Origin of the sequence: Streptomyces sp. NPDC087845, assembly GCF_044742755.1 — a bacterium.
GTDB lineage: Bacteria > Actinomycetota > Actinomycetes > Streptomycetales > Streptomycetaceae > Streptomyces.
Map to the genome: position 1 here is coordinate 1 of NZ_JBIUVC010000006.1, position 26,367 is coordinate 26,367.

Below are 26,367 nucleotides of genomic sequence, written 5' to 3' on the forward strand. Positions count from 1 at the left end.
CGACTACGGCGTCGTCGGCGACCTCTTCCAGGTCGTGCCCCAGCTCACCGAAGAGGTCACATCCCGCAAGGGCTGACCCACCCCTCCTTCCGGCATCGACAGGACGGTCCGGGGCCGTGTGGTGCGTACCCACCACACGGCCCCGGACCGTTTTCGATCACCATTGACGCAGATCCGGCGGCCTTATAGCTTCACTATACGGATTGTTGATTCCAGGAAGCGGAAACAACGCGAGTGTGGAGGATGTGGAAATGGGAGAGCAGGAGAAGGTGGCGACGAGCCTCGCCGGTGCGGTCAGCGAGGAGATCAGCGCTTCCCTCGCGCCGGTCGACGCCGAGCTCGCCCGCCGTTACCCGGGAGTCCCGGGCACGCGCCAGCCGGTCCACACGGTCTACGTCCCCGGTGACGTTTTCACCGCCGGCACCATCCGTTCCTGGGGCGACCAGGCGCTGCGGGCCCTCGACGAGCACGCACCCGACGCCGCCTCGTTCGCCGCCGTCCTCGGCATCCCGGACGAGCTCGCCGCCCCCGTCCACGAGCGGGTGCGCGCCAAGCTGGAGCGCGAGCCCGTCGAAGACCTGCGCATCGACTTCGAGGACGGCTACGGCTCCCGCTCCGACGCCGAGGAGGACGAGGCCGCGGCCCGGGCCGCCCGGCTCGTCTCGGAGGCGTACGGGAACGGAACGGCCGCCCCGTACATGGGTATCCGGATGAAATGCATGGAGGCCGCCGTACGCGACCGCGGCATCCGCACCACGGACGTCTTCCTCACCGGCCTGGTGCGGGCGGGCGGACTTCCCGACGGGCTGGTCCTCACCCTTCCCAAGGTGACGTACCCCGAACAGGTCACCGCCTTCGTCCGGCTCCTCGAAGCGTTCGAGCGGGCGCACGGACTGCCGGCCGGCCGGCTCGGCTTCGAGATCCAGATCGAGACCAGTCAGTCCATCCTCGCCGCCGACGGCACCGCCGCCGTCGCCCGCATGATCGACGCCGCGCAGGGCCGCGTCACCGGTCTGCACTACGGCACCTTCGACTACAGCGCCTGCGTCGGCGTCAGCGCCGCCTACCAGGCCAGTGACCACCCGGCCGCCGACCACGCCAAGGCCGTCATGCAGGTCGCCGCCGCGGGCACCGGCGTACGGGTCTCGGACGGCTCCACCAACGTCCTCCCGGTCGGTCCCACCCACCAGGTCCACGAGGCGTGGCGGCTCCATTACGGTCTCACCCGCCGCGCCCTGGCCCGCGCCTACTACCAGGGCTGGGACATGCACCCCGGCCACCTGCCGACCCGGTACGCGGCCGTGTACACCTTCTACCGCGAGGGCCTGGAGCAGGCCGCCGCGCGGCTCGCCGCGTACGTGGCGAAGGCGGGCGGCGACGTCATGGACGAACCCGCCACCGCCAAGGCGCTCAGCGGATATCTCCTGCGCGGCGTCGACTGCGGAGCCCTGGACACCGCCGAGGTCGCCCGCCTGACCGGGCTGACGCGCGCGGACCTGGACGCGTTCGCATCGCCGCGGCGGGGCGGGCTCACGGTGGGACAGATGTGAGGCCCCTCCCGGCCCGACAACGGGCCGGAGGAGCTTGGTACGCGGTCCTTCGGCCAACGGCCCCGTGACGAAGGGCCCTTGGCCGAAACGCGGGATGCGCCATCAGACGGTGTCCTACGCTGGCGCGACAACGGCCGACGGTGCCGTGAGCACCTCTCGGAGACCAGATGGAACCGGCCGCCATCGGAGCGCGCCTCGCGTCGAGCGTGGTGGGCCCGCTCATCAAGAAGCTGTTCCTGTCCGAAGGTCCCGGGGCCGATCTGGTCGACAGGCCCATCCGCATATCCTCACTCATCTCCTTCCGGGGCGAGAAGCGCACACTCTCCGACAAGGACCTCCACACGCTTGCGGAAGAACTGGTCAGACGCGCGGCGCAATCGACCGGCGTCGAGGACGTCCTGCCGACATTCGAGAAACGTGCCGTCGCCAACGCGGTCGCCGATTCCCTGCGCGTCATGGGGACACTCGACATGGAGGATGTGCAGGCGGTGAAGCTGGGGCACCTGGAACTCTCCCGGCGTCTGAGGGCCCAGAGCAGGCCGGCCAGGCTCGGATTGTCGAGTGACGCGGTCACCCTGCACGCGGGTGTGATGGACACTGCCTGCCTGCACATCCTGAACTTCTTCACCCAGCGGTCGGCCTTCGTGCCGCGCACCCTGGTCGAGCAGAGCCGGTCCATCGAAGAACTGACGCTGAAGATCGACTCGTTGATCGCGCGCGCTCCGTCCCCGGCCGACGGGCCGTTCGAGGACCGGTACGCCGGATACATCGCGACCAAGCACGGCAAGCTGAGCATCTTCGGCCTCGACCTCTCCGGAGCACCGGAGACCTGGCGGCTCGACGCGGCCTACCTGAGTCTGGACGCGGCGGGCGAGGCCACCGGCACCGGGCCCGTGCTGCTTTCGGCCGATCATGTGCTGGCCGGCCGCAACCGCGTACTCCTGCGTGGTGTGGCCGGTTCCGGGAAGACCACACTGGTGCAGTGGCTGGCGGTCTCCGCCGGGCAGAAGGCGCTGGACGAACGCCTTCTGTACCTGTACGGACTGGTGCCGTTCGTGCTTCCGCTGCGCACCCTGACCAGGGGCGGTGCCACGCTCCCGGCACCTCACGAATTCCTCTCGGCGGTGGGCTGCCCCATCGCGGCTCTTCAACCGCCCGGATGGTTCGACCGGGTGCTCAGGGCGGGGCGCGGGCTCATGCTCATCGACGGCATCGACGAGATCCCCGAGGACGACCGCAACGATGCCCGCCGCTGGCTCCGGGAACTCATCAGCGTGTATCCCGCCAACCGGTGGCTGGTGACGTCCAGACCGTCGGCGGTGCAGGAACACTGGCTGGTGGATGAGGAGTTCGCCGAGCTGGACCTCGCGCCGATGAGCAGGGACAACATCGCCGAGTTCGTCGAGCGCTGGCACGAGGCGGCCGGCATCAGCGATCAGTATGCCCATGAACTTCTACGGGCGATTCGCGCCAAACAGGACTTGGGCAGGCTGGCCACGAACCCGCTCATGTGCGGATTGATCTGCGCACTGCATCAGGACCGCCGCGGCTACCTCCCCGAGGGGCGCAAGGAGATCTACGACGCGGCACTCTCGATGCTGCTCTTCAGGCGCGACCGCGAACGCGGAGTCTACAAGTCGGGCTCGATCTACATCAGCGAGGCGCACCACATCCAGTTGATCCAGAAACTCGCCTACTGGATGATCCGCAACGGCCGTTCCGAGATGGACCGCAGCGATGCGGTCGACCTCCTGGGGCAGGCGCTGCCGACGATGCCGAAGGTCGCCGAGCAGGGAACGGCGGACGAGGTCTACCGGTACCTCCTCGTCCGCAGCGGCCTGTTGCGTGAACCGAGCGCAGACTCCATGGACTTCATTCACAGGACCTTTCAGGACTACCTCGGGGCGAAGGCCGCGGTGGAGGGCCTCGACTTCGACTTCCTCATCGCGAACGCGCATCTGGATCAGTGGGAGGACGTCATCAGGATGGCCGTCGCCCATGCACGGCCGACGGAACGGACACGGCTGCTCACCGGCCTCATCAGACGGGACGACGTCTCCCGGCACGTCATGAACAGGCTTCACCTGCTCGCGGCCGCCTGTCTGGAGCACGCGACCGAGCTGGACCCGGCGGTTCGCACGGAGGTGCAGCAGCGCGCGGCGGCCCTGATCCCGCCGCGCTCGGCCGACCAGTCCCGCGCGCTCACCGAGGTCGGCCCGGTCGTACTCGATCTGCTGCCCGGTCCGAGGGAAGCGGCCACCGGCGACACGCCGCTCGATCCGGAGGAGGTGAGCCCCGAGGCACAACTGATCGCCGATGAGGCGTACTTCACCGTGCTGACCGCCACACGTATCGCGACCGATGCCGCGATCACCGTTCTCGCCCAATACCGCGGGCACCAGGATCCGCGTGTGCGCACGGAACTGGTGCGGGCCTGGAGCAGGTTCGACACCGCTCTCTACGGCAGCGAGGTCGTTGCCCACATCAGCGAAGAGAGTATCTACTTTCCGGTGTCCAACCTGCGTGAGCTCCGCGCGCTCCACGACTTCGGCGGCCGCTCGCGCATCAAGGTGTCCGGTGAGTTCACCACCGTTGATTTCGTCAATTCATGCCGCAGCGATCCTCTGACCCACCTCTGGGTGGATGCCAACATGGGAGGCACCTGGGGCTGGTTGCACAACTTTCCCCGTCTGCGCTCACTCACCATCGAGACCCCGCTGCCGCACATCGATGTCAGCAGCCTGGCCCAGGTTCTCTCCCTGCGTACGATCCGGGTACCGGAGGGGACGGTCGCCGTGGGCACGGACAGGCTGCCCCCGTCGATGGAAGTCGTCCGCGAACGGCTGGGCGGCGCCTGAGCGCCCGGCCGCTCAGGCTGGCGGCAGTTCGCCCGAGCCGCGCGGGATGAGCGTCGTGGGGAGCTCCACACGGGCGGGGGCGTGGTCCGCGCCGTCCAGGCGGCGGAAGAGGTGCTCCGCGGCGGTGCGGCCGACGGCGGCGGCGTCCTGGGAGATGACGGTGATGCCGAGCAGGTCGGCCAGTTCGATGTCGTCGAAGCCGACCAGGGCGACCCGGCGCTCCTGCTCCGCGAGAACCCGCACCGCCGTCACCGTCACCCGGTTGTTGCCCGCGAACAGCGCGGTGACGGGCTCCGGGCCCAAGAGCATCTTCTCGGCCGCGGCCCGGACCCGGCCGGGGTCGGTCGAGCCGAGGGAGACCCAGGACTCCTCCACCGCCGTCCCCGCCTCCGCCATGGCCGCGTGGTAGCCGCGCAGCCGCTCGGTGGCGGTGTGGATGCGCGGCTGGTCGCCGATGAAGCCGATCCGGCGATGACCGTGGGCGATCAGGTGGGCGACCCCCTCGCGGGCGCCGCCGAAGCTGTCGGAGAGGACCATGTCGGCGTCGATGAGGCCCGCGGGACGGTCCACGAAGACGGTGGCGATGCCCGCCTTTATCTCCGGCTCCAGATAGCGGTGGTCGTCGCCGGCCGGAATCACGATGAGCCCGTCCACCCGGCGCGCGCACAGGGCGAGGACCAGCTCCTGCTCGCGCTCCGGGTCCTCGGCGCTCGAACCGTTGATGAGCAGGGCGCCGTGTGCCCGGGCGACCTCCTCCACCGCGCGGCTCAGGGGCCCGTAGAAGGGGTCGGCGAGATCCTCCAGGACCAGGCCGATGGAGGCGGTGCGGCCCTTGCGCAGGACGCGTGCGCTGTCGTTGCGGCGGAAGCCGAGCGCCTCGATGGCCTCCTGGACCCGGCGTTCGGTGTCCGGCGTGACCCCGGGCTCGCTGTTGACCACACGGGAGACCGTCTTGAGGCCCACTCCTGCGCGGGCGGCCACGTCCTTCATGGTCGGCCGGTTGCCGTAGCGGGTCTCGGGGTGACGGGCGGTCTCGGCCACGGTGCGCTGTCCTGTCGTCGGGTGCGGATGGTCCGGCGGGCCCGCGAGCGGTGCTGCGGGGAGGCCGGGGGCTGTGCCGTCGAGCATAGGCCCTGGACAACGTTGTCAGCTGAATGGAGACTGGGCAGACCGAATACTGAAGCCGCAGGTCCCGCACTCTACTCATCACGGAGCCACACCGATGCATACCGACCTCGTCGCCGCCCTGGACGTCGGCGGCACCAAGATCGCCGCCGCACTGGTGGACGGCAGCGGTGCGCTTCTCGTACGCGCGCAGCGGCCGACGCCCGCCCGGGAGAGCGCCGAGGCGGTGATGGGGGCCGTGACGGAGGTCCTGGCCGAGCTGTCCGCCTCATCGCTGTGGGGGCGGGCGACGGCCGTCGGCATCGGCAGCGCGGGCCCGGTGGATGCCTCGGCCGGCACGGTGAGTCCCGTCAACGTTCCCGCCTGGCGCGACTTCCCGCTGGTGGAGCGCGTGGGCAAGGCGGCCGGCGGACTGCCCGTCGAACTGGTCGGCGACGGGGTCGCGATGACCGCGGCCGAACACTGGCTGGGTGCGGCCCGCGGTTACGACAACGCGCTGTGCATGGTCGTGTCGACCGGGGTCGGCGGCGGCCTCGTCCTCGGCGGAAAGCTGCACACCGGCCCCACGGGCAATGCCGGGCACATCGGCCACGTCAGCGTGGATCTGGACGGCGACCCGTGCCCGTGCGGTTCGCGCGGCTGCGTCGAGCGCATCGCCAGCGGGCCGAACATCGCCCGCCGGGCGCTGGAGACCGGCTGGCGGCCCGGACCGGACGGCGATGCCTCGGCCGCCGCCGTGGCTGCCGCCGCGCGCGCCGGGGACGAGGTCGCCCTCGGGTCGTTCGAGCGTGCCGCGCAGGCGCTGGCCGCCGGAATCGCCGCCACCGCCACGCTCGTCGAGATCGACATCGCGGTGATCGGCGGGGGAGTGGCCGGTGCGGGCGACGTCCTCTTCGCTCCGTTGCGCCGGGCCCTGCGCGGGTACGCCACGCTCTCCTTCGTCCGGCAGCTCACGGTGGCCCCGGCGGTCATGGGTACCGACGCGGGCCTGGTGGGCGCGGCGGCCGCGGCGGTGCGGGTGGGTTCGGACAGCCCTTAGGGCCCGGCCGACGGGACGGGAGCCGCCGGACGGGCGGGACCGGTGTCCCGGGGCCCGTCCGGCGGTCCGAGGCGCAGCACCGAGGCTCGCGGCGCCGAAGGTGCGACCGGGCCGCGACCGCGATTCCCCGTCACCTCTCCCGTAGTCCGTCCGCCGGCATCCGTCAGCAGGTGATCCGCAGGTCTGCCCAGTCGGCGTGGTCGGAATCGGTGCCGTCCCCGCCGTCGGTGACCACCAGACGGACCACCTGCGCGCCGCGCACGTCCGCGGAGAGCGACTGGGCGGGCATCGCCTGGGTCAGTACGCCGGTCGACGCCACCTTCCTGCCGTCGGCCCGGACCTCGAAGGCGACGGTGCCCCTGGTCTCCTTCTCGTCGTCGACCCCGACCTGTGCCGTCACGGCGTCGCACACTCCGCCGGTGTAGAACTCGACGGCGCTGTCGGCGTGCACACCGAGGCCCTTGGCGAAGACCGTGCCGCCGATGGTGATCGGATTCCCGTCGCCCGCCTTGCTCTCCCCGTTGCTGGTGTCCTGTTCGACCGGGCCCCAGCCGTTGGTGGCGGAGAGCCGGGGCAGGTCGCTCAGATAGCTGTCGCCCGCGGGTGGCGCGACCACCACGTGGGCCTGGAAGGGGACCGAGGACCTCACCCGGGTCCCGGCCGGCGAGCGGTACCGGGCGGTGAGCGTCAGGTCGTACGTACCGGTCGCCGTGCCCGCCGGGGCCGTCACCTGCCAGCGGGTGGTCAGCGCCCGGCCGGTCGGCAGGGCCGGTGCACCGGTCGGCGACACCGCCGTCACCTGCCAGCCGGCGGGGCCGGTGAGCGTCGCGGATACCTTCGCGGCGGGCGTACGGCCGAGATCGGTCACCGTCGTCGTCAGCGCGGCGGTGCGGCCGGCCTCGATCAACGGGCTTCCGTCCAGGCCGAGTTCCACGGCGGGCGGGTGCGCGGCCCAGTTGCCGGCCGCGGCGATGCGCAGCAGTACGGTCCCGTGCGCCGGGACGGTCGCCGAGACGCGGCCGGCGGTGTTGTACGTCGTGTGCTCCCACAGGTCGCGCATCGTGTACGCGGTGGCCTTCGGCAGTCCCGCCGCCTCGGCCGTCGTCGAGATGCGCTGGGCGCTGCCGGTCTCGTTGAACAGGGCCACGACGCGGCTGCCGTCCCGCATCTCCTTGGTGACGACCCAGCGTCCGTCGGTGGAGGAGAGTACGGTGCCCTGCTTGCCCAGCGGGTCCTGATCGACCGCGACGACCTCGTGGTTGGAGAGGATCTCGAAGGTCTCGGGGCCCGCCGTGCGCAGATCGGAGCCGATGAGCAGGGGTGCGGCCATCACGGACCACATGGAGAAGTGGGTGCGGTACTCCGTGTCCGTCATGCCGCCGTTGCCGACCTCCAGCATGTCGGGGTCGTTCCAGTGTCCCGGTCCCGCCGCGGCGGCCAGGGGCAGATTCTGCTTCATGATCGACAGCATGCTGCCCCAGCTGTCGTTGATGTCGCCGGTCGTGCGCCAGAGGTTGCCGAGTTCGCCGGCCCACTCCCAGGGCTTGTTCTCGCCCCATTCGCAGATGCTGTAGACGATGGGGCGGCCGGTCGCGGCCAGCGCGTCCCGCATCGTCGTATAGCGCTCTTTCGCGTCGACCCCCTGGTTGTTGCAGTTGTCGTACTTGAGGTAGTCGATGCCCCAGTCCGCGAACTGCCGCGCATCGCTGTACTCATGGCCGAGCGCGCCCGGAAGTCCGACGCTGTCGCAGGTCTTGGTGCCGGCGCTGGTGTAGATGCCGATTTTCAGGCCCTTGGAGTGGACGTAGTCGGCGACGGCCTTGATGCCGTTCGGGAAGCGCTGCGGATCGGCCTCCAGTTCGCCGTCCGCATTGCGCTGCGGCTTTGCCCAGCAGTCGTCGAGATTGACGTACTGGTAGCCGGCGTCCTTGAGGCCCTTCTCGACGAAGATGTCGGCGATGCCCTTGACCATCGATTCGTTGAACTCGGCGCGGCAGTGCGTCGAGTTCCAATTGTTGAACCCCATCGGAGGCGTGAGCGCAAGGCCGTTACCGGCCCGCGGAGCCGACGCGGGAGCGGGTGGGGCCGCAGCGGCGGGAACGGTGGTCCCCGCGGTGCAGAGCAGCCCGGCCAGCAGCGCTCCGATGAGTCCGCGGTGGCAGGTTCGGGTTGTACGGGTTGGAAGATGACGCATCGTTACGTTCCTCCATACTCGCGCATGATCGGATGACAGCATGTGCACGCCAAGGCGTGTGATTACGTTAGAGCGTGTTGAAGTCTGTTGGAAGAGGCGGGATGACGGCTTGTCCGTCATCTCGTCAAAACCCTTGACGGAGGCACGACTTGAGGGTGAGATCCAATCGCACGTTCGGTTGTGTTGGGTTGCATCTCCGAAGGGGCTGGGCATGACGCAGTCTGATTACGGCAAGTCAGGTGTACCGGGCAGCGTCGCAGGACATCGGATGTCCAGGCGAAGTCTGCTGCGCGGTGCGGCAGTGGGCGCGGGAGCCGTGGCCCTGCCGTCGTTGCTCACCGCCTGCGGGAGCGGTCCCGGCGGCGACGGAAAAACGATCACCATGGGTTCGAATTCGTCCGACCCGATTCCGAAAAAGGCCTTCGCGGACGCCTTCGCGGCATACGAGGCGCAGTCGGACGGGCGGAAGGTGAAGGTCAACACCGTCGACCACAACACCTTTCAGGAGAACATCAGCCGGTATCTGCAGGGCAAGCCGGACGACGTCTTCATGTGGTTCGCGGGCAACCGGATGCAGTTCTTCGCCGAGAAGGGCCTGCTGCACGACATCAGCGACAACTGGCGGGAATACACGGGCTTCTCGGCCGCCCTGAAAGCCCAGTCCACCGGCGCGGACGGCAAGCAGTACCTCACGCCGTACTACTACTACCCATGGGCCGTATTCCACCGCAAGAGCCTGTTCGCCGACCGCGGCTATCAGGCACCGAAGACGCTCGACGAGTACGTGGCTCTCGCCAAGCAGATGAAGAAGGACAAGCTGGACCCCATCGCCTTCTGCGACAAGGACGGCTGGCCCGCCATGGGCACCTTCGACTACATCGACATGCGCACCAACGGCTACGAGTTCCACAAGAGCCTGCTGGCGGGGGAAGTCGCCTGGACCGACAGAAGGGTCAGGGAGGTCTTCGACACCTGGCGCCGGCTGCTTCCGTACTGCCAGCAGGGCGCCAACGGCCGTACCTGGCAGGAGGCCGCCAACAGCCTCCAGAAGAAGGAGGCGGGCATGGCCGTGTTCGGCCTGCCGCACCCCGGTGCCCAGTTCCCCAGGAGTGAACAGGGCGACATCGACTTCTTCCCGTTCCCCGTCATCAACCCCGAGCACGGACAGGACGCGGTCGAGGCACCCATCGACGGATTCCTGCTGGCGAAGAAGTCGAAGAACCTCAAGAACAAGAAGACCCTGGAGAGCGCCAAGGACCTGCTCACCTGGCTGGCCACCGGGAAGGCCGAGGACATCTACCTGAAGAGCGACCCGAACAACGTCGCGGTCAGCGACCGGGCGGACATCTCCGCGTACTCACCGCTCCAGAAGAAGGCCGTGGACCTGGTCTCCGGGGCGAAGCAGATCTCCCAGTTCCTGGACCGGGACACCCGGCCGGACTTCTCCTCCACGGTCATGATCCCGGCGATCCAGACGTTCATCAGCAACCCGGACGACGTGGACGGCCTGGTCAACGACATCGAACGGCAGAAGAAGACCATCTTCGCCACCGACTGAGCTCCCAGGACAATCCCGATGGAATCCCACTGAACCTGGAGTACCGACCGTGTCGTTCATCTCGGCGCGGCGCACCCGACGGCGGGTCTCGCGGCGGTTCACCGGCCGCGACCTCGCCGTACTCGGTGTGCTGCTCGGCATACCAGTCCTGCTCGACATCGCCATCGTGTGGGGACCGACCCTCGCCTCCGTCGTGCTCTCCTTCACCAGCTGGGACGGCGTCGGTGACATCAAATGGGTCGGTACGCAGAACTACGCGAACCTCTTCACCAACTACCCGCAGTTCTGGCCCGCCGCCCGGCACAACCTGCTCTGGCTCGCCTTCCTGGGCCTGGTCGCCGCACCGTTCGGGCTGCTGCTCGCCGTGCTCATCGACAGGGGCGTGCGCTTCAGCCGCTTCTACCAGTCGACCCTGTACATGCCCGTCGTGCTGTCGCTCGCCGTGGTCGGTTTCATCGCCCAGCTGGTCTTCTCCCGCGACCAGGGCGCCCTCAACGCGGTCATCGGGGACACGGACTCGCCGACCGACTGGCTCGGAGATCCCGACCTCAACATCTGGATGGTCCTGCTGGCCGCGGCCTGGCGGCACACCGGCTACGTGATGATTCTCTACCTCGCCGGGCTCAAGGCGGTCGACCCGTCCCTGAAGGAGGCCGCGGCGATCGACGGGGCGGGCGAGGCCCAGACCTTCTTCCGCATCGTCTTCCCCACACTGCGTCCGGTCAACGTCATCGTCGGTGTCATCACCGTCATCGAGTCCCTGCGCGCCTTCGACATCGTGTACGCCGTCAACCACGGCCGCAACGGGCTCGAACTCCTCTCGGTGCTCGTCACCGACAACATCATCGGTGAGGCCAGCCGTATCGGCTTCGGCTCCGCCATCGCCGTCGTCCTGCTGGCCGTCTCCCTGGGATTCGTCGTGACATACCTGGTCCAGGAGCTCCGAGGGGAGAAGAACCGTTGACCGTCCATGCCGCTCCAGCCCCAGCCCGCCCCACCGCACCGCGGACGCCGTCGGCCCCGGCCGCCCGGCGCCGGACGCGCCCCGGCAGAATCGGCGTCCACGCCTTCCTGATGGCGGTCTCCCTCGCCTTCCTCGCTCCGTTGCTGCTCGCGGTGTACGCCTCGCTGCGGCCGTACGACGAGACCTCGGCACACGGCTACTTCTCGCTGCCGCGCCACCTCTCCCTGGACTACTACCGCCAGGCGTTCTCCGACTCCGGCATGACGAAGTACTTCGTCAACACCATGATCATCGCGGTCCCGGGGGTGATCATCACCCTCTTCCTCGCCTCGTTCACCGCCTTCGCACTGGCCCGTCTGAAGGTGCGCGGCGGGCTCGTCCTGCTGATGCTCTTCACCGCCGGGAACCTGCTGCCGCAGCAGGTGATCGTCACGCCTCTGTACGTCGTGTTCAACCGCATCCCGCTGCCCTACTGGATGTCCGACTCGATGACGATGTTCGACTCGTACTGGGCCGTCGTCGTCGTCCAGATCGGCTTCCAGCTCGGCTTCTGCGTCTTCGTCCTGGCCAACTTCATGCGCACCCTGCCGCAGGAGATCCTCGAAGCCGCCATCGTCGACGGCGCGGGCGTCTGGACCCAGTACCGGCGGATCACCCTGCCTTTGTGCCGCCCGGCCCTGGCCGCGCTCGGAACGCTCCAGTTCACCTGGATGTACAACGACTTCCTGTGGGCTCTGGTCTTCATCTCCGACGGCGACAAGCTCCCCATCACCTCGGCGCTGAACAATCTCAGGGGCCAGTTCTTCACCGACTACAACCTGCTGGCCGCAGGCTCGGTCATCGTCGCACTGCCGACGCTCGTGGTCTTCCTGCTGCTCCAGCGCCACTTCATCGCGGGGCTCACGCTGGGCTCCAGCAAGGGGTAGCTGCGGACCTGCGAAAACAGCTTCACGAGCCAACTCTGACGAGGTCCTTTTGATGCTCTGACGGGACGGCAGACTTGCTCTGATCCGAGGTGGTTGGCACGTCCGGCAGGGTGCTTACCCCGCCACTACCGACAGGCTGGGAAGACGCCGGGCCCGGCACCCGGCTCAGGCCCGCTCCAACGGCAGCGGGCCCACCGTGACCGGCAGCCGGTCGGCACCGGTCCCACTCCGGCTCGACGTCCTCAACCTCATGACCGCGGGCAGCCCTGTCCTCCGTCACCCCTGGCTGTGCCACACGGTCGGATACGCGCACTCGTCCGGGAAATCGGTGTCCGCGCGCCGGTGGTGCGGGAACCAAGGGCGCGATGCTCTCCCACAGGTCCCAGCCGACGAGGATGGCGGGGGCGCTGGTCCGGTCGAGGAGGAAGCCGCCGAGCGCCGCTCCGAGGAGGAGGCGGGTCAGGAGTACGGCGCTGCGTGCAGCCAGAACCGTGGTGAGCGAGTCGGCGGGTGCGCCCCTGTTTCGTCGGCGATAGCCCATTTTTCCCTTATGGTGCCGACAGCAACGGCCGACGCGACAACCACGCCTTCACCTGCCCGGGCCCGCCTTTCCCGCATCGCTGAAATGGCTGGACCGTAGCGGTCCGGTCATGCCGCCTCATACCGATGCGCCCGGCCACCGCGCCATTCGATCCAGTGCGGGTCATCGAGGGGGTCCCAGGCGTCTTCAATGCCCGCCCGCCTTAGGAACTCGACGAGGTCGCGGTCGCCGTGGGCGAGCCCGGCGATCTCGTCGCCGACAGTGACTCTCCGGCCGCCTGCGGGGGAGGGGCGGTGCACGACTATCGAGGTGCTCATGCTGCCATGGTGTGCCCGCTCGGCTGCTTGTGCCCGCGGTGTACCAGGCGACTTCGTATGCGGTGGCTGAGTGGCGCGTGCAGCCAATTTTCTTCGGGATGCGCTTCTTGCTGGGTGATGTCTAGGCTTGGTCCGTTGGTCCACGAGGCATGCCGGAGCGGTGCAGACGACACCCCGGCCGGGTCGGCCACACTCCTCGTCCTGCGAGGGTCGCCATCGACACCTCACGGACCTCCTCCTAGAGGGAAGAGGAATCGGTATGAGTTCACATCGCATCCGCATGAGCGCCGCAGCGATCACCGCTGTGGTGGCCCTTCCACTCTCGCTCGGAGCATTCGCCCCGCAAGCGTTTGCGGACAATGCGGCATCCAGCCCTTCCAGCACGCCGAGCCCGTTCGGCCCGGGATGCTCCTCGCTGCCGCACAGCGGCAAGGGCAGTGCCACCGGCATGTCCAAGGAACGCGTGGCCACCGCAGCGGCCAACAACCCGAAACTGACCAAGCTGGCACTCGCGTTGAAGGACGCCGGGCTCACCACCAAGCTCAATGACGCGAAGCACATCACGGTCTTCGCCCCCACAAACGCGGCGTTCGACAAGATTTCCAAGATGCAGCTTGCCGGCTTGCTCAAGGACAAGGCGCAGCTGAAGAAGGTCCTGACCTACCACGTCGTGGACAAGACCATCACCCCCAGCGAGCTCCCCAACGGCAGCTTCAAGACGCTGCAGGGCTCCATGCTCAAGACCTCCGGGTCGGGCACGTCGTTCAAGGTCAACGACAGAGCGAAGATCGTCTGTGGAGACATCAAGACGGCCAACGCCACGGTCTACCTCGTCGACACGGTCCTCATGCCCCCGTCATAGAAGTAGCCCCACTCCGGGCGGCGGTCGGCCAGTAGGTGTGCCGTCCCGCCTCCCGCCTCCCCTGGGAGGCGGGAGGCGGGAGACCAGGCCGGGTTCGGTGTCCGGCCGGCCGTGCGCGCAGGTGCGAATCCCGTCTGTGAGGAGGGCGAGGGCATGCTCCCGGTCGATGGTGCGGCGGCGTCACTCGTGGTCGTCCTGCTGCTCCAGCGCTACTTCATCGCGGGGCTCACGCCCGGCTCCGGCAAAGGGTAGTGACCGGAACGTGCCCCGCACCGCGACGGTCGGCGGCGACTGGGCTCAGGGCCTCTCAACGGCCTCTCAGCGGCCTGCACCGGGACGCTTCCGGTACCGGTGAGGACCGTGTCGGCGCCCCGGTGTGTGCAGCCGATGGCTTTCCCGCGGAGAGAGCATCGGCAGGTTTCTACTCACAGCCGACTCCGTCCCCGTCCCGGTCGAGGTGCCGCCCGTAGCCGGGTTCTCCGGCGTGGATGGGGGCGGCGCCGGCTGCGCGGACGGCAGTGCAGTTGGCGTAGTACGCCGAGCCGCTGCCGCCCGAACCGGATCCACCGGATGTGCCGCCGTCCCCGTCCGCGGGCGCGACGGTCACCTTGACGATCTTGGTCTTCGTGACGGTGGGCACCGGCTCCGGGCTTGCGGTCACCGTCTCGGTGGCCGCCGGTGCCGGAGTGGCGGTCACCGTGGCCGTGGCGGTGACGGTCGCGGATGGCGCGGCTTTTGCAGCGGCCGCGCTCTCCGTCTTCGCAGGATCTTCCGCACCACCAATGCCCACACCTATGAGGAACAGGACGGCGGCGGCCGGGATCAGGATCCGCTTGCGCGTCCACTTCGGACGGCGTGCAGGGGAAGCAGGCGCGGTGCAGGGGCCGTTGCCCGGCGGCTGGGGCGGCTGGGCCTACGGCGGTTGGTGGCTCTGAGACATATGTCCCCCCGAGGTCGGTTCATGGAGAGATGAACGTACCGATGCTGGAATCAGGCAAGGAGCAGCATCTTCCGTTGGTGATGGAGTTGTGACCAACAGGTGAATAAGCAGCCTGGGCTCATAACGGTCTCGCAACCCTTCAAGGTCGCCAGCTGTGACGTTCGGTGACGTCCCGTCACGTCCGACGTGCTTCACCCGAGGGCGCGGGCGGGTCGGTGGCCTGTCACCCGGAGGCACGGCGACCGGCCACGCCTCGGGCCGGGACTTCTCGGCGGGAACAGCGAAGATCGCGCGCAGGCCTGAAGATGCCGACGGACGTCGTGCTCGGCCGGCGTGAGGGTCCTCCTCCGGATTCCTCACGCACTCCGGCCGCCGTGTCGGAGCCGCGTGGACGTGCGGACTCGTACACAGGGAGGTTTCCCGAGGGCATCCGGCGGTTCTGTTCGGGTAACAGCATCGCCACAGCCGGGTTTTCGCGGCAGGGTGTTGCGGGCAAGCCACAGGGGGCTACGGAAGAGGGGGAACCGTGATCGTCTGGATCAACGGTGCGTTCAGCGCGGGGAAGACGAGCGCCGCGCGCGAGCTGGTCGATCTGATCCCGAACAGCACGTTCTACGACCCCGAGCTGATCGGCGCGGGGCTGCGGTACCTGCTGCCCCAGAAGAGACTTGCCGAGGTGACGGACTTCCAGGACCTGCCGATCTGGCGGCGTCTGGTGGTGGATACCGCAGCGGCTCTGCTGGCCGAGGTGTCCGGGGTGCTGGTGGTGCCGATGACGCTGCTGCGACAGGAGTATCGCGACGAGATCTTCGGAGGGCTCGCCTCCCGGCGCATTCCGGTGCGCCATGTCCTGCTCTCACCTGAGGAAACGATCCTGCGCAAACGGATCGCCGACCGGGTCGAGTTCGCCGACGACCCGGAGCACAGTGAACGCATCCGGCAGTGGGCCTACGAGCACATCGAGCCCTACCGGGCGGCGCTCGGCTGGCTCTCCCGGGACGCCCACACCGTCGACACCAGCGCGCTCACTCCGTACGAGACGGCCGAGCGCATAGCCGAGGCGGTCCGCACCGGGGCGGCGAGCGCGTGCGAGATCGTGCAGACACCCGAGCCGACCGCGGAGACCGTCGCGGCCGGCGTGCTGCTCTTCGACGAACACGACCGGGTACTGCTCGTCGACCCGACGTACAAGCCCGGCTGGGAGTTTCCCGGCGGAGTGGTCGAGGCCGGCGAGGCACCCGCCCGGGCCGGGATCCGCGAGGTGGCCGAGGAGATAGGCATCCACCTCGACCGGGTGCCGAAACTGCTGGTCATCGACTGGGAAGCGCCCGAACCACCCGGCTACGGGGGGCTGCGGCTGCTCTTCGACGGCGGTCTGCTGCCCCGCGCGGACGCCGAACGGCTGCTCCTGCCCGGCCAGGAGCTGCGCGGCTGGCGGTTCGCCACCGAGGAGGAGGCGGCCACCATGCTGCCTCCCACCCGGTACGAACGGCTGCGCTGGGCGCTGCGCGCCCGGGAGCGGTCGACCGTGCTCAACCTGGAGGCCGGAGTCCCGGTCGGCTGAGGCCCGAAGCGCCGCGGCCGCTTCGGCGGCGAGCGGATCGCCGGGCCCGAAGCAGGCCGAGGCCGGTGCCGGCGCGGACCGCGGCAGGGCGCGTCAGATCTTCTTGGACTCCGCGTAGTTCCGCAGGAACAGCGCCTCGGCGAGCGACAGGCGCTCCAGCTCCTCGGGCGACACGCTCTCGTTCACCGCGTGGATCTGCGCCTCCGGCTCGCTCAGGCCGATCAGGAGGATCTCGGCCTCCGGGTAGAGGGCGGCGAGGGTGTTGCAGAGGGGGATCGAGCCGCCCATGCCGGACGTCTGCATCTTCTCGCCGGGGTACGCGGCCTCCATGGCCTGCGCCATGGACGTGTAGGCCGGGCTGGAGGTGTCGGCGCGGAACGGCTGGCCCTGGCCGACCTGTTCCACCGACACCCTCGCTCCCCAGGGGGCGTGGGCCCTGAGGTGGGCGGTCAGCAGCTCGGTCGCCGCGGCGGCGTCCTGGCCCGGCGGCACGCGCAGGCTGATCTGCGCCCGCGCGTTCGCGTGGAGCGAGGGGGTCGCGCCGACCACCGGCGGGCAGTCGATACCGATGACGGTGACGGCGGGCCGGGCCCAGATCCGGTCGGCGACCGTGCCCGTGCCGATCAGTCCGACGCCGTCGAGGACCTTCGCGTCCTTGCGGAACTCGGCCTCCGGGTACTGCAGTCCGTCCCATTCGGTGTCCGTGGCGAGCCCGTCGACGGTCGTGGTGCCGTCCTCGGCGCGCAGCGACGCCAGCAGCTGGATCATCGCGGCCAGCGCGTCCGGGGCGGCGCCGCCGAACTGTCCGGAGTGCAGGTTCCCTTCGAGGGTGTCGAGCGTGACGCGCAGCATCGTCATACCGCGCAGCGTCGCGGTGACCGTCGGCAGACCGACCCGGAAGTTTCCGGTGTCGCCGATGACGATCGTGTCGGCGGCCAGCAGCTCGGGGTGCGCCTCCGCGTACCGCTCCAGACCGCCGGTGCCCTGCTCCTCGGACCCCTCGGCGATCACCTTGACGGAGACCGGGACGCCGCCGTTCGCCTTGAGGGCGCGCAGGGCGAGGAGGTGCATGATGAAGCCGCCCTTGCAGTCCGCCGAGCCGCGACCGAACCAGCGGCCGTCGCGCTCCGTCAGCTCGAACGGAGGCGAGAGCCAGGCGGACTCGTCGAGCGGCGGCTGCACGTCGTAGTGCGCGTAGAGCAGTACGGTCGGGGCGCCGGCCGGGCCGGGCAGGAAGCCGTACACCGACTGCGTGCCGTCGGGGGTGTCGAGCAGGGCGACATCCTGGAAGTCCTCGGCGCGCAGCGCGTCGGCGACCCAGTTCGCGGCCGCCTCGCACTCGCTCTTCGGGAACTGCGCGGGATCCGCCACCGACTGGAAGGCCACCAGCTCGGCCAGCTCCGTCTTGGCGCGGGGCATCAGCGAGGCAATGGTCTCGGAGATCGGACGGGCGGTCATGGGCACGCTCCTCGTGGGTGCGACGTTATGTGTACGAATCCGGCTACATGTACACCGATTGTGCGGCGTTGCATGGAGGACGAAGGTACGGTCGATCCTCCCACAGCGGGGGCCGGGCGCGGGGCGCCGTAGGATGCCGTGAGCAGCATGGGCCATTGGTGGGATCGGGAGCAGAAGCACATCGTGAGCAGCGAGAACGCAGACGCCGGACATGAGCACGAAGAGTCGTCCGTGTGGGACGTCGTCGTAGTCGGTGGCGGACCGGCCGGAGCTTCCGCGGCATACGCGGCGGCGGTCGCGGGCCGACGGGTACTGCTCCTCGAAAAGGCGGAACTGCCCCGCTACAAGACGTGTGGCGGCGGCATCATCGGGTTTTCGCGTGATTCGCTGCCACCCGGATTCGAACTGCCGCTGCGGGACCGGATCCATGCGGTCACGTTCTCGCTCAATGGCAGGCTGACGCGCACCCGGCGCTCCAAGCGGATGCTCTTCGGGCTCATCAACCGCCCCGAGTTCGACGCGGGACTGGTCGAGGAGGCGCAGAAGGCGGGCGCCGAACTCCGGACCGGAGCGACGGTGACGAGGGTCGAACAGCACGGCGCCGCGGTACCCGACCGGCGCACGGTCGCCGTGGTGCTGTCCGGTGGCGAGACGGTCCTGGCCCGCGCGGTCGTCGGTGCCGACGGCAGCGCGGGGCGGATAGGAGCCCATGTCGGGGTGAAGCTCGACCAGGTGGATCTCGGCCTGGAGGCGGAGATCCCGGTTCCGGCGACGGTCGCGGAGGACTGGGCGGGGCGGGTGCTCATCGACTGGGGTCCCATGCCCGGCAGTTACGGCTGGGTGTTCCCCAAGGGCGACGTCCTCACCGTCGGCGTGATCTCGGCGCGGGGCGACGGCGCGGGGACCAAGCGCTACCTGGAGGACTTCATCGCCCGGCTCGGTCTCGCCGGTTTCGAGCCGAAGATCTCCTCGGGGCATCTGACGCGCTGCCGCAGCGACGACTCGCCGCTGTCGCGCGGGCGGGTACTGGTGTGCGGAGACGCGGCGGGGCTGCTGGAGCCGTGGACGCGCGAGGGCATTTCCTTCGCGCTGCGGTCGGGGCGGCTCGCCGGTGAATGGGCGGTCCGTGTCGCGGAGTCGCACGATGCGGTGGACGCCCGGCGCCAGGCGCTGAACTACGCCTTCGCCATCAAGGCCGGCCTGGGTGTCGAGATGGGCGTCGGACGGCGCATGCTGAAGCTGTTCGAGCGCCGGCCCGGGGTGCTGCACGCGGTACTGACGGGATTCCGCCCGGCCTGGAACGCGTTCGCCGGGGTCACCCGGGGGACGACCTCGCTGGCCGAGCTGGTCCGTACGCATCCGCTGGCACAGCGGGCGCTCTCGGCGATGGACCGTTAGAGCCCGACGCCGTCCAGGGAGGGATGCCGTCGAGGACGGGGCGGGTGTCGTCGAGGGCGGGACCGGCCGGGCGGTCAGCCCTCGACGGTGATCCGGAAGACGGGGTGGTCCGGGCAGGCGGCCAGGAGTTCGGCATCCGTGGACTTCGCCGTGACGCCCTGGAAGTACTGGTTGACCTCCCAGCCCCACCGCTCCAGGTAGGCGCGGACGACCAGCGCCTTCTGGGCGTCGTCCGCGATCTCCACGGCCGTGAAGGCGCGGATCTTCCGGCCCACCCGCAGTTCGCCGCCGCCGGCCACTCTCATGTTGCGCACCCACTGGGAGTGGCCCCGCGCGGAGATCAGGTACTGCGCTCCCTCGTAGGAGTGCGGGTTCACGGGGATGCGCTGCATCTGGCCGCTCTTGCGGCCGCGCACCGACAACTCGGCCGTGCCGAGAAAGCTGACGCCGTGCCGGGCGAGCCGGCCGATGACGCTGTTCAGCCGGACGTTGAAGGCATTGGCCTGAAGGTAGTACGGCTGAGACATGGTGACTCCTCGACGTTTTGAGAGCGGTGCTCTCGCTTGAGATCAGTGTGCACGGGAGTGGCGCTCGAAAGCAAGAGCACCGCTCTCGTTATTGGTCGGTGCTCTTCGCCCGTGGCAGACTGAAGCCCATGAGCACTGTCCGAGGAGCCAGGGAACGGGCCCGCATCGAGGTCACCGCCGCCATCAAGGACGAGGCGAAGAAGCAGCTTGCGGCGGAGGGCGCGGCGAAGCTCTCGCTGCGCGCCGTCGCACGGGAGCTCGGTATGGCGTCCTCCGCGCTCTACCGCTACTTCCCCAGCCGGGACGAACTGCTCACGGCCCTCATCGTCGACGCGTACGACTCCGTGGGCGAGGCTGCCGAGGCCGCCCACCGGGCCGCTGCCGCCGACGCCGTCCCCCACCTCGCACGCTGGGCCGCCGTCGCCCGCGCCGTGCGCGACTGGGCCCTCGCACACCCCCATGAGTACGCCCTGATCTACGGCTCGCCCGTGCCGGGATACACCGCACCGCAGGCCACGATCGGCCCCGCCACCCGCGTCGGCCGCGTCCTGATCGCCGTCGTCGGCGAGGCCTACCGCACGGACGGCCTCGCCGTGCCGCCGCTCGCCGACGAGCTGCGCCCCGAGGCCGAGCGGATGGTCGCCGAACTCACCCCCGACCTCCCTCCGGGCGTCGCCGTCCCGCTGATCGCCGCCTGGTCGCAGCTGTTCGGGCTGATCTCCTTCGAGATCTTCGGCCAGTTCAACCGGGTGGTCGAGGCCCGCGCGTTCTTCTTCCAGCAGGCCGTCACCGAGCTGGCCCGCGCCGTCGGGCTGCTCGGCTCCCGGAACAGCCGAGGGCTGTCCGGCGGGTCTTGAGCGCCCGCCGCAGTCCTGTGCCGTCGTCCTGTGGACTGCCGGGCATTCCCTTCGGACCAGGCCGGACCGGGGCACAGCGCCGGCGCGCGAGGCCGGCACGGCCTCCGAACGGCAGCCCTGGACCGGGCGTCGTCCTCCGGCCGGTACGTTGCCCCTCCGACCCGTACGTCGTCCTCCGGCCGGTACGTTGCCCCTCCGGTCCGTACGTCGTCCTCCGGCCGGTACGACGTACTCCACAGGGAGTACGGGTGGTCACCACGCACGGCTGACGCCCGCGCCGCGGCCCGCCGTCTAGCGTGGCCGCCATGGAAGAGCAACGCTCACACCGGGGCCACGGCGAGCCGCCGCGGTGGCTGACGGGGGCACCGGGTCGCTCCACCTCCCGGCTGCCCTGGCCGTCGACGGTCCTGCTCGGTGCCGTCGTCATGATCGGTTCGACCATCGCGGCGCGGAGCCAGATGGACGAGCGGGCGCCGCTGGACCTCTTCGCCCGGCTGCTGCTCTTCCTGGCCGTCGCCGTGCTTCTCCTGCGCCACCGCCACCCCGTGACGGCCGTCTTCGGGAGTTCGGCTGCGGCGATGGTCTATCTGGCGGCCGGGTATCCGTACGGGCCGGTCTTCCTGGCCGTCGCCGTTGGCTGCTTCAGTGCCGTGGTCGCCGGACATCGGCGAGCGGCCTGGTCGGCTGTCGGCATGGTGTGGCTGGGGCACGTCCTGGTGGCCCACTGGCTCTATCGCCTGCTGCCGCCCTCCGGCGGCCACGCCGCTCCCTGGGGGCAGGAACTGGGCATCGCGGCTTGGGCGGTGGCCATCGTCGCCACGGCGGAGTTCGTACGAGTACGCCGTGAGCAGTGGGCGGACCAGCGTGCGGAGCGGAAGGCCGCCGAGCGGCGCCGGGCCGACGAGGAGCGCCTGCGGATGGCGCGCGAACTCCATGACGTCCTGGCCCACAGCATCTCCGTCATCAATGTCCAGTCGAGCGTCGGGCTCGCGTTGCTCGACTCCGACCCCGAACAGGCCCGCACCGCCCTCACCACCATCAAGGCCGCCAGCAAGGAGGCACTGGGCGAGGTCCGTCAGGTCCTGGACACCCTGCGCACCCCCGGGGACGCCCCCCGGACCCCGGCACCCGGACTCGACCGGCTCCCCGAGCTCGTCGAACAGGCGGCGGGCGCCGGACTGACCGTCACCACCGAGACCGGCGGGGAGCGGGGCGCCGTACCGCCGGGCGCGGATCTCGCCGCCTTCCGGATCGTGCAGGAAGCTCTGACGAATGTGGTCCGGCACTCCGGATCGCGCACCGCGCGGGTCCGTATCGGTTACGAGCCCGGCCGCATCCGGCTCCGCATCGACGACGACGGCCCCGCCACCGGCAACGACGCCGGCGGCAGCGGCAACGGGCTGGCGGGCATGCGGGAGCGGGCCGCCGCACTGGGTGGCACGATCGAGGCCGGGCCCCGGGCCGACGGCGGTTTCCGGGTGCTGGCCGAGCTTCCGCTGCTGTCCGACGCGCCCGGTGCGGCCGCGCACGAGGAGGAGACACCGTGATCCGCGTACTGCTCGCCGACGACCAGCTGCTGGTCCGGGCCGGCTTCCGGGCCCTGCTGGACGCCCAGCCCGACATCGAGGTGGCGGGGGAGGCCGCCGACGGCGAGGAGGCCGTACGCAGGGTGCGCGAACTGCGGCCGGACGCTGTGCTGATGGACATCCGGATGCCGCGCCTCGACGGCCTCGCCGCCACCCGCGCCATCACCGAGGACGCCGAACTGGGCGATGTGAAGGTCGTCATGCTCACCACCTTCGAGCTCGACGAGTACGTCTTCGAGGCGATCCGCTCCGGCGCGTCCGGCTTCCTCGTCAAGGACACCGAACCGGAGGAACTGCTGCGGGCGGTACGCGCCGTGGTGGCCGGCGACGCCCTGCTCTCCCCGGGGGTCACCCGCCGGCTGATCGCCGAGTTCGCGGCCCGGTCCAAGGAGCCCGCGGCGGCAGCCGGACTGAGCGAACTCACCGAACGGGAAAGGGAGGTGATGGCACTCGTCGGCATCGGGCTCTCCAACGACGAGATCGCCCGGCGGCTGGTCGTCAGCCCGCTCACCGCCAAGACCCACGTCAGCCGCACCATGGTGAAGCTCGGCGCCCGCGACCGGGCCCAGCTGGTCGTGCTCGCCTACGAATCGGGGCTCGTACGCCCCGGCTGGCTCGGCTGACCCGGCCACCGCTGCGCAGACCCGTGTCCGATGTTCCCGCGTCCGGCGTCGTCGCGCGCCGGCCCGCCCGTCAGGACCAGGTGACTCCGGAGTTCTCGCGCCAGAGCCGGGCCGGTTCCGGGTCCCCTGTCACGGTGATCGCCGTGAGCGGCAGCCGATTCCAGAGTGTCAGATAGAGCTCGGCGACTGTGGCGCTCAACTCGCAGTCCACGGAGTCTCTTTCGGCCGGCGTGTCTTCCCGTACCGCCTGTGGCGGTTCCGATGAGAGCCGTACGGTCCAGGTGGCCCCGGCGTCCGTGGCCCGCACTCGCAGCGAACGCGGTGTCCCGGTACGCACCTTGCTCTTCGGGCGGGCGTGGAACCCGCGCAGCAACTCGTCGATTCCGTCCGCCGCGTGCTCGGCCGTCACCGGTGACGGCCGCCCGCCGCGTGCCGACTCCGCGTCCACCCGGTGAATCGTGGTCTCGTGTGCCTGCCGCCGGGCCCAGAAGGCCAGTGGCGACGGCGCGGGCATGAAGGTCCAGCACTCCAGCCCGGCCGGTGCGGCCCGCAGCGCGGCGACCAGGAGGCTGTGGCCCTCACGGAACCAGTCGAGCAACTGCCCTCCGTCCAGATCGGGTTCCCCGCCGCCCGGGTGGTACGAGGTGTGGCCCTCGACGACCAAGGCGGTTGCCCAGCGATGGACCATTCCGGTGTGCCGGAGCAGATCGCGTATCCGCCAGCCCGGACAGGTCGGCACGGGCGCCCCGGTTCCCGCCTTCCGCGCGGCGGCCGCCATCAGCTGCCCCTCGACGGCCAGGGTGTCGATGTGATCCGAGATCTCCATGGTGCTGATTGTGCCGGTGCGCCGGCTCTCGGGCAGGGCGAATCCGGGCCTCTCCGCGGTCCGGCCGGCCGACCTCTCAGGCGTGCGCCGCGTTGCGTGCCCCGTAACCCAGCGCGGCGGCCGCGGTGGCCAGCAGCGCGACCGTGGTGAGGGCCACCGGCAAGGAGGACCAGTCGGCCAGGAAGCCGATCGCGGGCGGCCCGAGCAGCATCCCGCCGTAGCCGAGTGTGGACGCGGCGGCCACCCCTCCGGGCCCGGCCAGCTCGCCCGCCCGGCCGACCGCGACGGGGAAGATATTGGCCAGACCGAGACCGGTGACGGCGAAACCGAGGAGTGCCGACCAGGTGGTCGGGGCGAGCGAGCCGAGCAGCATTCCGGCGGCGGCCGTCGCGCCGCCCGCGACAAGGGTCCGGGTCTGGCCGAGTCGTTCGAGCAGCGCGGTGCCGCTGAGCCGGCCCGCCGTCATGGCCAGTGCGAACAAGGAGTAACCGGCGGCGGCGACGCCCGGGTGGGCATGCAGGTCCTGTTCCAGATGGAGGGCGCCCCAGTCGGCCAGCGCGCCTTCCCCGTAAGCGGTGCAGAGCGCGATCACGCCGAACAGCAGCACCATGCGGCGGGCCCGTCCGGTGGGCCGCCGCAGTTCCCCGGCGTCGTCGGCCGTGGACGCGGACCCCGGCGCCGGGTGGCGCAGCAGTACCGGTCCGACCACCGCGGTGACCAGGAGTCCGACGCCGGTGAGGACGAACAGGTGCATGGCGGGGGAGAGGCCGCCCGCGACCAGCCCGCCGAGCCCGGCGCCGACCATTCCCCCGAGGCTGAACGCGGCGTGGAAGCTGGGCATCACGGGACGCCGCAGGGCAGCGACCAGATCGACCGCCGCGCTGTTCATCGCCACGTTCATCCCGCCGTACGCGGCGCCGAAGACCAGCAGCACCAGGCCGAGCGCGAGCGCCGAATGCGTCTGCGCGGGCAGGGCGATGCTCAGGGAGAGAAGGACGCCGCAGACCACGGTCACCGGATGGCTGCCGAAGCGCCGGCACAGCCGGCCGGTGAGCATCATGGTCACCACGGCCCCGGCGGACACGCCGAGCAGGGCGAGGCCCAGGGTGGAGGCCGAGGCACCGGTCTGGTGCTTGATGGCCGGGATGCGGACCACCCAGCCGGCGAAGAGGAAACCGTCGAGGGCGAAGAACACGGTCAGCGCGGTACGGAGGCGGGCCGACGAAGGTGGGGCGGTGTTTCCGCCCGGTCCCCCCGGCAGGGCCGTCCGCAGTTTGTTTAGTTGCGGCACAAACTCAGCATAGGGGCGCCCGGACAACGGGCGCAAGACGGCCGCCCGCCACGGCCGCAAGGGGCACAAGTGCGCCACCGGGGCGTGGGCGGCACCCGCGGATCATGGGAGACTCGCCCCCATGAACGGCAAGGTGACCACCACCCGGACAAAGTTGGAGAGGGGCCGCAGCGCGCTCGGACCCGCGCTGGAACTGGTCCACACCGGACGCGCGCCCACCCGCGCCGTCCTCACCTCCGAGCTCGGGGTCACCCGGGCGACGGCCGGTGCGGTCGCCGCGGAGCTGGAGGCGCTCGGCCTGATCCGCGTCGACTCCCGGCCCGGCTCGGCCGCCGGCTCGCAGGGCCGCCCGTCGCACCGGCTGGCCATCCGCGAGTCCGGCCCCGTCGCCATCGCCGCACAGGTGCACGCCGACGGGTTCCGGGCCGCGCTCGTCGGGCTCGGCGGGCGACTCGTCGCCACCACCCCGAGCTGCGCCACCGTCACCGCGGACCCGGCACAGGTCATCGGCGATGTGGTCGACGCCTGCGCCCGGTTGCTGCGGGACAGCGGACTGCGCTGCGTCGGCGCGGGCCTCGCCGTGCCGTCCGCGGTCGCCGAACCGGAGGGCAACGCACTCAACCCGCTGCACATCGCCTGGCCCGCGGGCGCCCCGGTGCGTGAGATCTTCGCCGCGCGGGTACGGGAGGCGGGCATCCCCGGACCCGCGTTCACCGGGAACGACGTCAACCTCGCGGCGCTCGCCGAACACCGGCACGGTGCCGGGCGAGGCGCCCAGCATCTGCTCTGTGTGGCCACCGGCCACCGTGGCGTGGGCGGTGCACTGGTCCTCGACGGCCGTCTGCACACCGGGAGTTCGGGGCTCGCGCTGGAGGTCGGCCATCTCACGGTGCACCCCGAGGGCCGCCCGTGCCACTGCGGCGGTCGCGGCTGCCTGGACGTCGAGACCGACCCGCTCGCCTTCCTGATCGCCGCCCGCCGCGAACCCGGTCCGGAGGAGTCGCTGCTCAAGCAGGCGGGCGACCTGCTGCGTACGGAGTACGAGGACCCGGCGGTACGGGGTGCGGCCGAGGAACTGATCGACCGGCTCGGCCTCGGGCTCGCCGGGCTGGTCAACATCCTCAACCCGGACCGCATCATCCTCGGCGGGCTGCACCGGGCCCTGCTCGACGCGGATCCGGAGCGGCTGCGCGCGGTGGTGGCCGACCGCAGCCTGTGGGGGCGCAGTGGCAGCGTGCCGATCCTGCCGTGCACACTCGATTACAACAGCCTGGTGGGCGCGGCGGAACTGGCCTGGCAGCCGGTGCTGGACGATCCGCTGGCCGCTCTTGCGTGACGAAGTCCACGGGCGACCGTGCTCTCC

At 70.3% G+C, this 26,367-nt stretch carries 21 protein-coding genes; 13 read left to right on the forward strand and 8 right to left on the reverse strand.

What is annotated here, in order from left to right:
• The first annotated feature begins 251 nt into the window (after nt 1-251).
• Both ACIOMQ_RS16880 and ACIOMQ_RS16885 read left to right on the forward strand, forming a co-directional pair.
• Nucleotides 252-1,550, forward strand: a complete 1,299-nt coding sequence (locus ACIOMQ_RS16880; protein WP_402189321.1) for a DUF6986 family protein — start codon at nt 252-254, stop codon at nt 1,548-1,550.
• Nucleotides 1,551-1,717: 167 nt separating this feature from the next.
• Complete coding sequence (locus tag ACIOMQ_RS16885) at nt 1,718-4,408, forward strand: NACHT domain-containing protein (RefSeq protein ID WP_401943995.1); 2,691 nt, start codon at nt 1,718-1,720, stop codon at nt 4,406-4,408.
• 12 nt (nt 4,409-4,420) lie between these two features.
• On the opposite strand, the gene ACIOMQ_RS16890 is transcribed toward ACIOMQ_RS16885, so the two are convergent.
• The gene (locus ACIOMQ_RS16890; RefSeq protein WP_362212606.1) at nt 4,421-5,449 is read right to left on the reverse strand and encodes a LacI family DNA-binding transcriptional regulator; all 1,029 of its coding nucleotides are present in this window, start codon (nt 5,447-5,449) and stop codon (nt 4,421-4,423) included.
• Between the two features lie 181 nt (nt 5,450-5,630).
• On the opposite strand from ACIOMQ_RS16890, the gene ACIOMQ_RS16895 reads away from it, so the two are divergent.
• Entirely contained in the window at nt 5,631-6,572 is a 942-nt protein-coding gene (locus ACIOMQ_RS16895; RefSeq protein WP_401943993.1) for an ROK family protein, read from the forward strand.
• Between the two features lie 163 nt (nt 6,573-6,735).
• On the opposite strand, the gene ACIOMQ_RS16900 is transcribed toward ACIOMQ_RS16895, so the two are convergent.
• Entirely contained in the window at nt 6,736-8,766 is a 2,031-nt protein-coding gene (locus ACIOMQ_RS16900; protein ID WP_401987766.1) for an NPCBM/NEW2 domain-containing protein, read from the reverse strand.
• Nucleotides 8,767-9,034: 268 nt separating this feature from the next.
• Here ACIOMQ_RS16900 and ACIOMQ_RS16905 point away from each other — a divergent pair, with 268 nt between their 5' ends.
• The 3 genes from ACIOMQ_RS16905 (at nt 9,035) to ACIOMQ_RS16915 (ending at nt 12,214) form a co-directional block, all read left to right on the forward strand.
• Nucleotides 9,035-10,324, forward strand: coding sequence for an ABC transporter substrate-binding protein (locus ACIOMQ_RS16905; protein WP_401269874.1), 1,290 nt, complete (start codon nt 9,035-9,037; stop codon nt 10,322-10,324).
• 49 nt (nt 10,325-10,373) lie between these two features.
• A complete protein-coding gene (locus tag ACIOMQ_RS16910; protein ID WP_389804061.1) occupies nt 10,374-11,288 on the forward strand; it encodes a carbohydrate ABC transporter permease in 915 nt (304 codons plus the stop codon).
• A gap of 110 nt (nt 11,289-11,398) precedes the next feature.
• A complete protein-coding gene (locus ACIOMQ_RS16915; protein ID WP_401269871.1) occupies nt 11,399-12,214 on the forward strand; it encodes a carbohydrate ABC transporter permease in 816 nt (271 codons plus the stop codon).
• A 648-nt stretch (nt 12,215-12,862) separates the two neighbouring features.
• Here ACIOMQ_RS16915 and ACIOMQ_RS16920 read toward each other — a convergent pair.
• Nucleotides 12,863-13,072, reverse strand: coding sequence for a hypothetical protein (locus ACIOMQ_RS16920; protein ID WP_401758939.1), 210 nt, complete (start codon nt 13,070-13,072; stop codon nt 12,863-12,865).
• Between the two features lie 259 nt (nt 13,073-13,331).
• Between ACIOMQ_RS16920 and ACIOMQ_RS16925 the strand changes: the two genes are divergently transcribed.
• Nucleotides 13,332-13,934: a fasciclin domain-containing protein gene (locus tag ACIOMQ_RS16925; protein WP_362209581.1), complete on the forward strand. Its 603-nt coding sequence runs from the start codon at nt 13,332-13,334 to the stop codon at nt 13,932-13,934.
• A 421-nt stretch (nt 13,935-14,355) separates the two neighbouring features.
• Here the strand turns inward: ACIOMQ_RS16925 and ACIOMQ_RS16930 are convergent, their stop codons facing one another.
• A complete protein-coding gene (locus ACIOMQ_RS16930; RefSeq protein WP_402189323.1) occupies nt 14,356-14,631 on the reverse strand; it encodes an excalibur calcium-binding domain-containing protein in 276 nt (91 codons plus the stop codon).
• 769 nt (nt 14,632-15,400) lie between these two features.
• On the opposite strand from ACIOMQ_RS16930, the gene ACIOMQ_RS16935 reads away from it, so the two are divergent.
• Nucleotides 15,401-16,438: an NUDIX hydrolase gene (locus tag ACIOMQ_RS16935; protein ID WP_362209575.1), complete on the forward strand. Its 1,038-nt coding sequence runs from the start codon at nt 15,401-15,403 to the stop codon at nt 16,436-16,438.
• Between the two features lie 93 nt (nt 16,439-16,531).
• Here the strand turns inward: ACIOMQ_RS16935 and ACIOMQ_RS16940 are convergent, their stop codons facing one another.
• The gene (locus tag ACIOMQ_RS16940; RefSeq protein WP_402189327.1) at nt 16,532-17,896 is read right to left on the reverse strand and encodes a dipeptidase; all 1,365 of its coding nucleotides are present in this window, start codon (nt 17,894-17,896) and stop codon (nt 16,532-16,534) included.
• Between the two features lie 183 nt (nt 17,897-18,079).
• Here ACIOMQ_RS16940 and ACIOMQ_RS16945 point away from each other — a divergent pair, with 183 nt between their 5' ends.
• Nucleotides 18,080-19,294 (forward strand): geranylgeranyl reductase family protein, encoded by a 1,215-nt coding sequence (locus tag ACIOMQ_RS16945; RefSeq protein ID WP_362209569.1) that lies wholly within the window; start codon nt 18,080-18,082, stop codon nt 19,292-19,294.
• Nucleotides 19,295-19,368: 74 nt separating this feature from the next.
• Here the strand turns inward: ACIOMQ_RS16945 and ACIOMQ_RS16950 are convergent, their stop codons facing one another.
• Complete coding sequence (locus ACIOMQ_RS16950; RefSeq protein ID WP_362209566.1) at nt 19,369-19,821, reverse strand: nitroreductase/quinone reductase family protein; 453 nt, start codon at nt 19,819-19,821, stop codon at nt 19,369-19,371.
• 128 nt (nt 19,822-19,949) lie between these two features.
• Between ACIOMQ_RS16950 and ACIOMQ_RS16955 the strand changes: the two genes are divergently transcribed.
• The 3 genes from ACIOMQ_RS16955 (at nt 19,950) to ACIOMQ_RS16965 (ending at nt 22,887) form a co-directional block, all read left to right on the forward strand.
• Nucleotides 19,950-20,678 carry a TetR/AcrR family transcriptional regulator gene (locus ACIOMQ_RS16955; protein ID WP_401758928.1) on the forward strand — a complete coding sequence of 243 codons (729 nt, stop codon included), beginning with the start codon at nt 19,950-19,952 and terminating at the stop codon, nt 20,676-20,678.
• A 305-nt stretch (nt 20,679-20,983) separates the two neighbouring features.
• Nucleotides 20,984-22,225, forward strand: coding sequence for a sensor histidine kinase (locus ACIOMQ_RS16960; RefSeq protein WP_402189330.1), 1,242 nt, complete (start codon nt 20,984-20,986; stop codon nt 22,223-22,225).
• Entirely contained in the window at nt 22,222-22,887 is a 666-nt protein-coding gene (locus ACIOMQ_RS16965) for a response regulator transcription factor (RefSeq protein WP_362209560.1), read from the forward strand. Before ACIOMQ_RS16960 ends, ACIOMQ_RS16965 begins: the two co-directional genes overlap by 4 nt.
• A 70-nt stretch (nt 22,888-22,957) precedes the next feature.
• Here the strand turns inward: ACIOMQ_RS16965 and ACIOMQ_RS16970 are convergent, their stop codons facing one another.
• Both ACIOMQ_RS16970 and ACIOMQ_RS16975 read right to left on the reverse strand, forming a co-directional pair.
• A complete protein-coding gene (locus tag ACIOMQ_RS16970) occupies nt 22,958-23,713 on the reverse strand; it encodes a maleylpyruvate isomerase family mycothiol-dependent enzyme (RefSeq protein WP_362209558.1) in 756 nt (251 codons plus the stop codon).
• Between the two features lie 76 nt (nt 23,714-23,789).
• Complete coding sequence (locus ACIOMQ_RS16975; RefSeq protein WP_401758922.1) at nt 23,790-25,004, reverse strand: MFS transporter; 1,215 nt, start codon at nt 25,002-25,004, stop codon at nt 23,790-23,792.
• 121 nt (nt 25,005-25,125) lie between these two features.
• Between ACIOMQ_RS16975 and ACIOMQ_RS16980 the strand changes: the two genes are divergently transcribed.
• Complete coding sequence (locus ACIOMQ_RS16980; protein ID WP_362209552.1) at nt 25,126-26,340, forward strand: ROK family protein; 1,215 nt, start codon at nt 25,126-25,128, stop codon at nt 26,338-26,340.
• Nucleotides 26,341-26,367 lie beyond the last annotated feature (27 nt).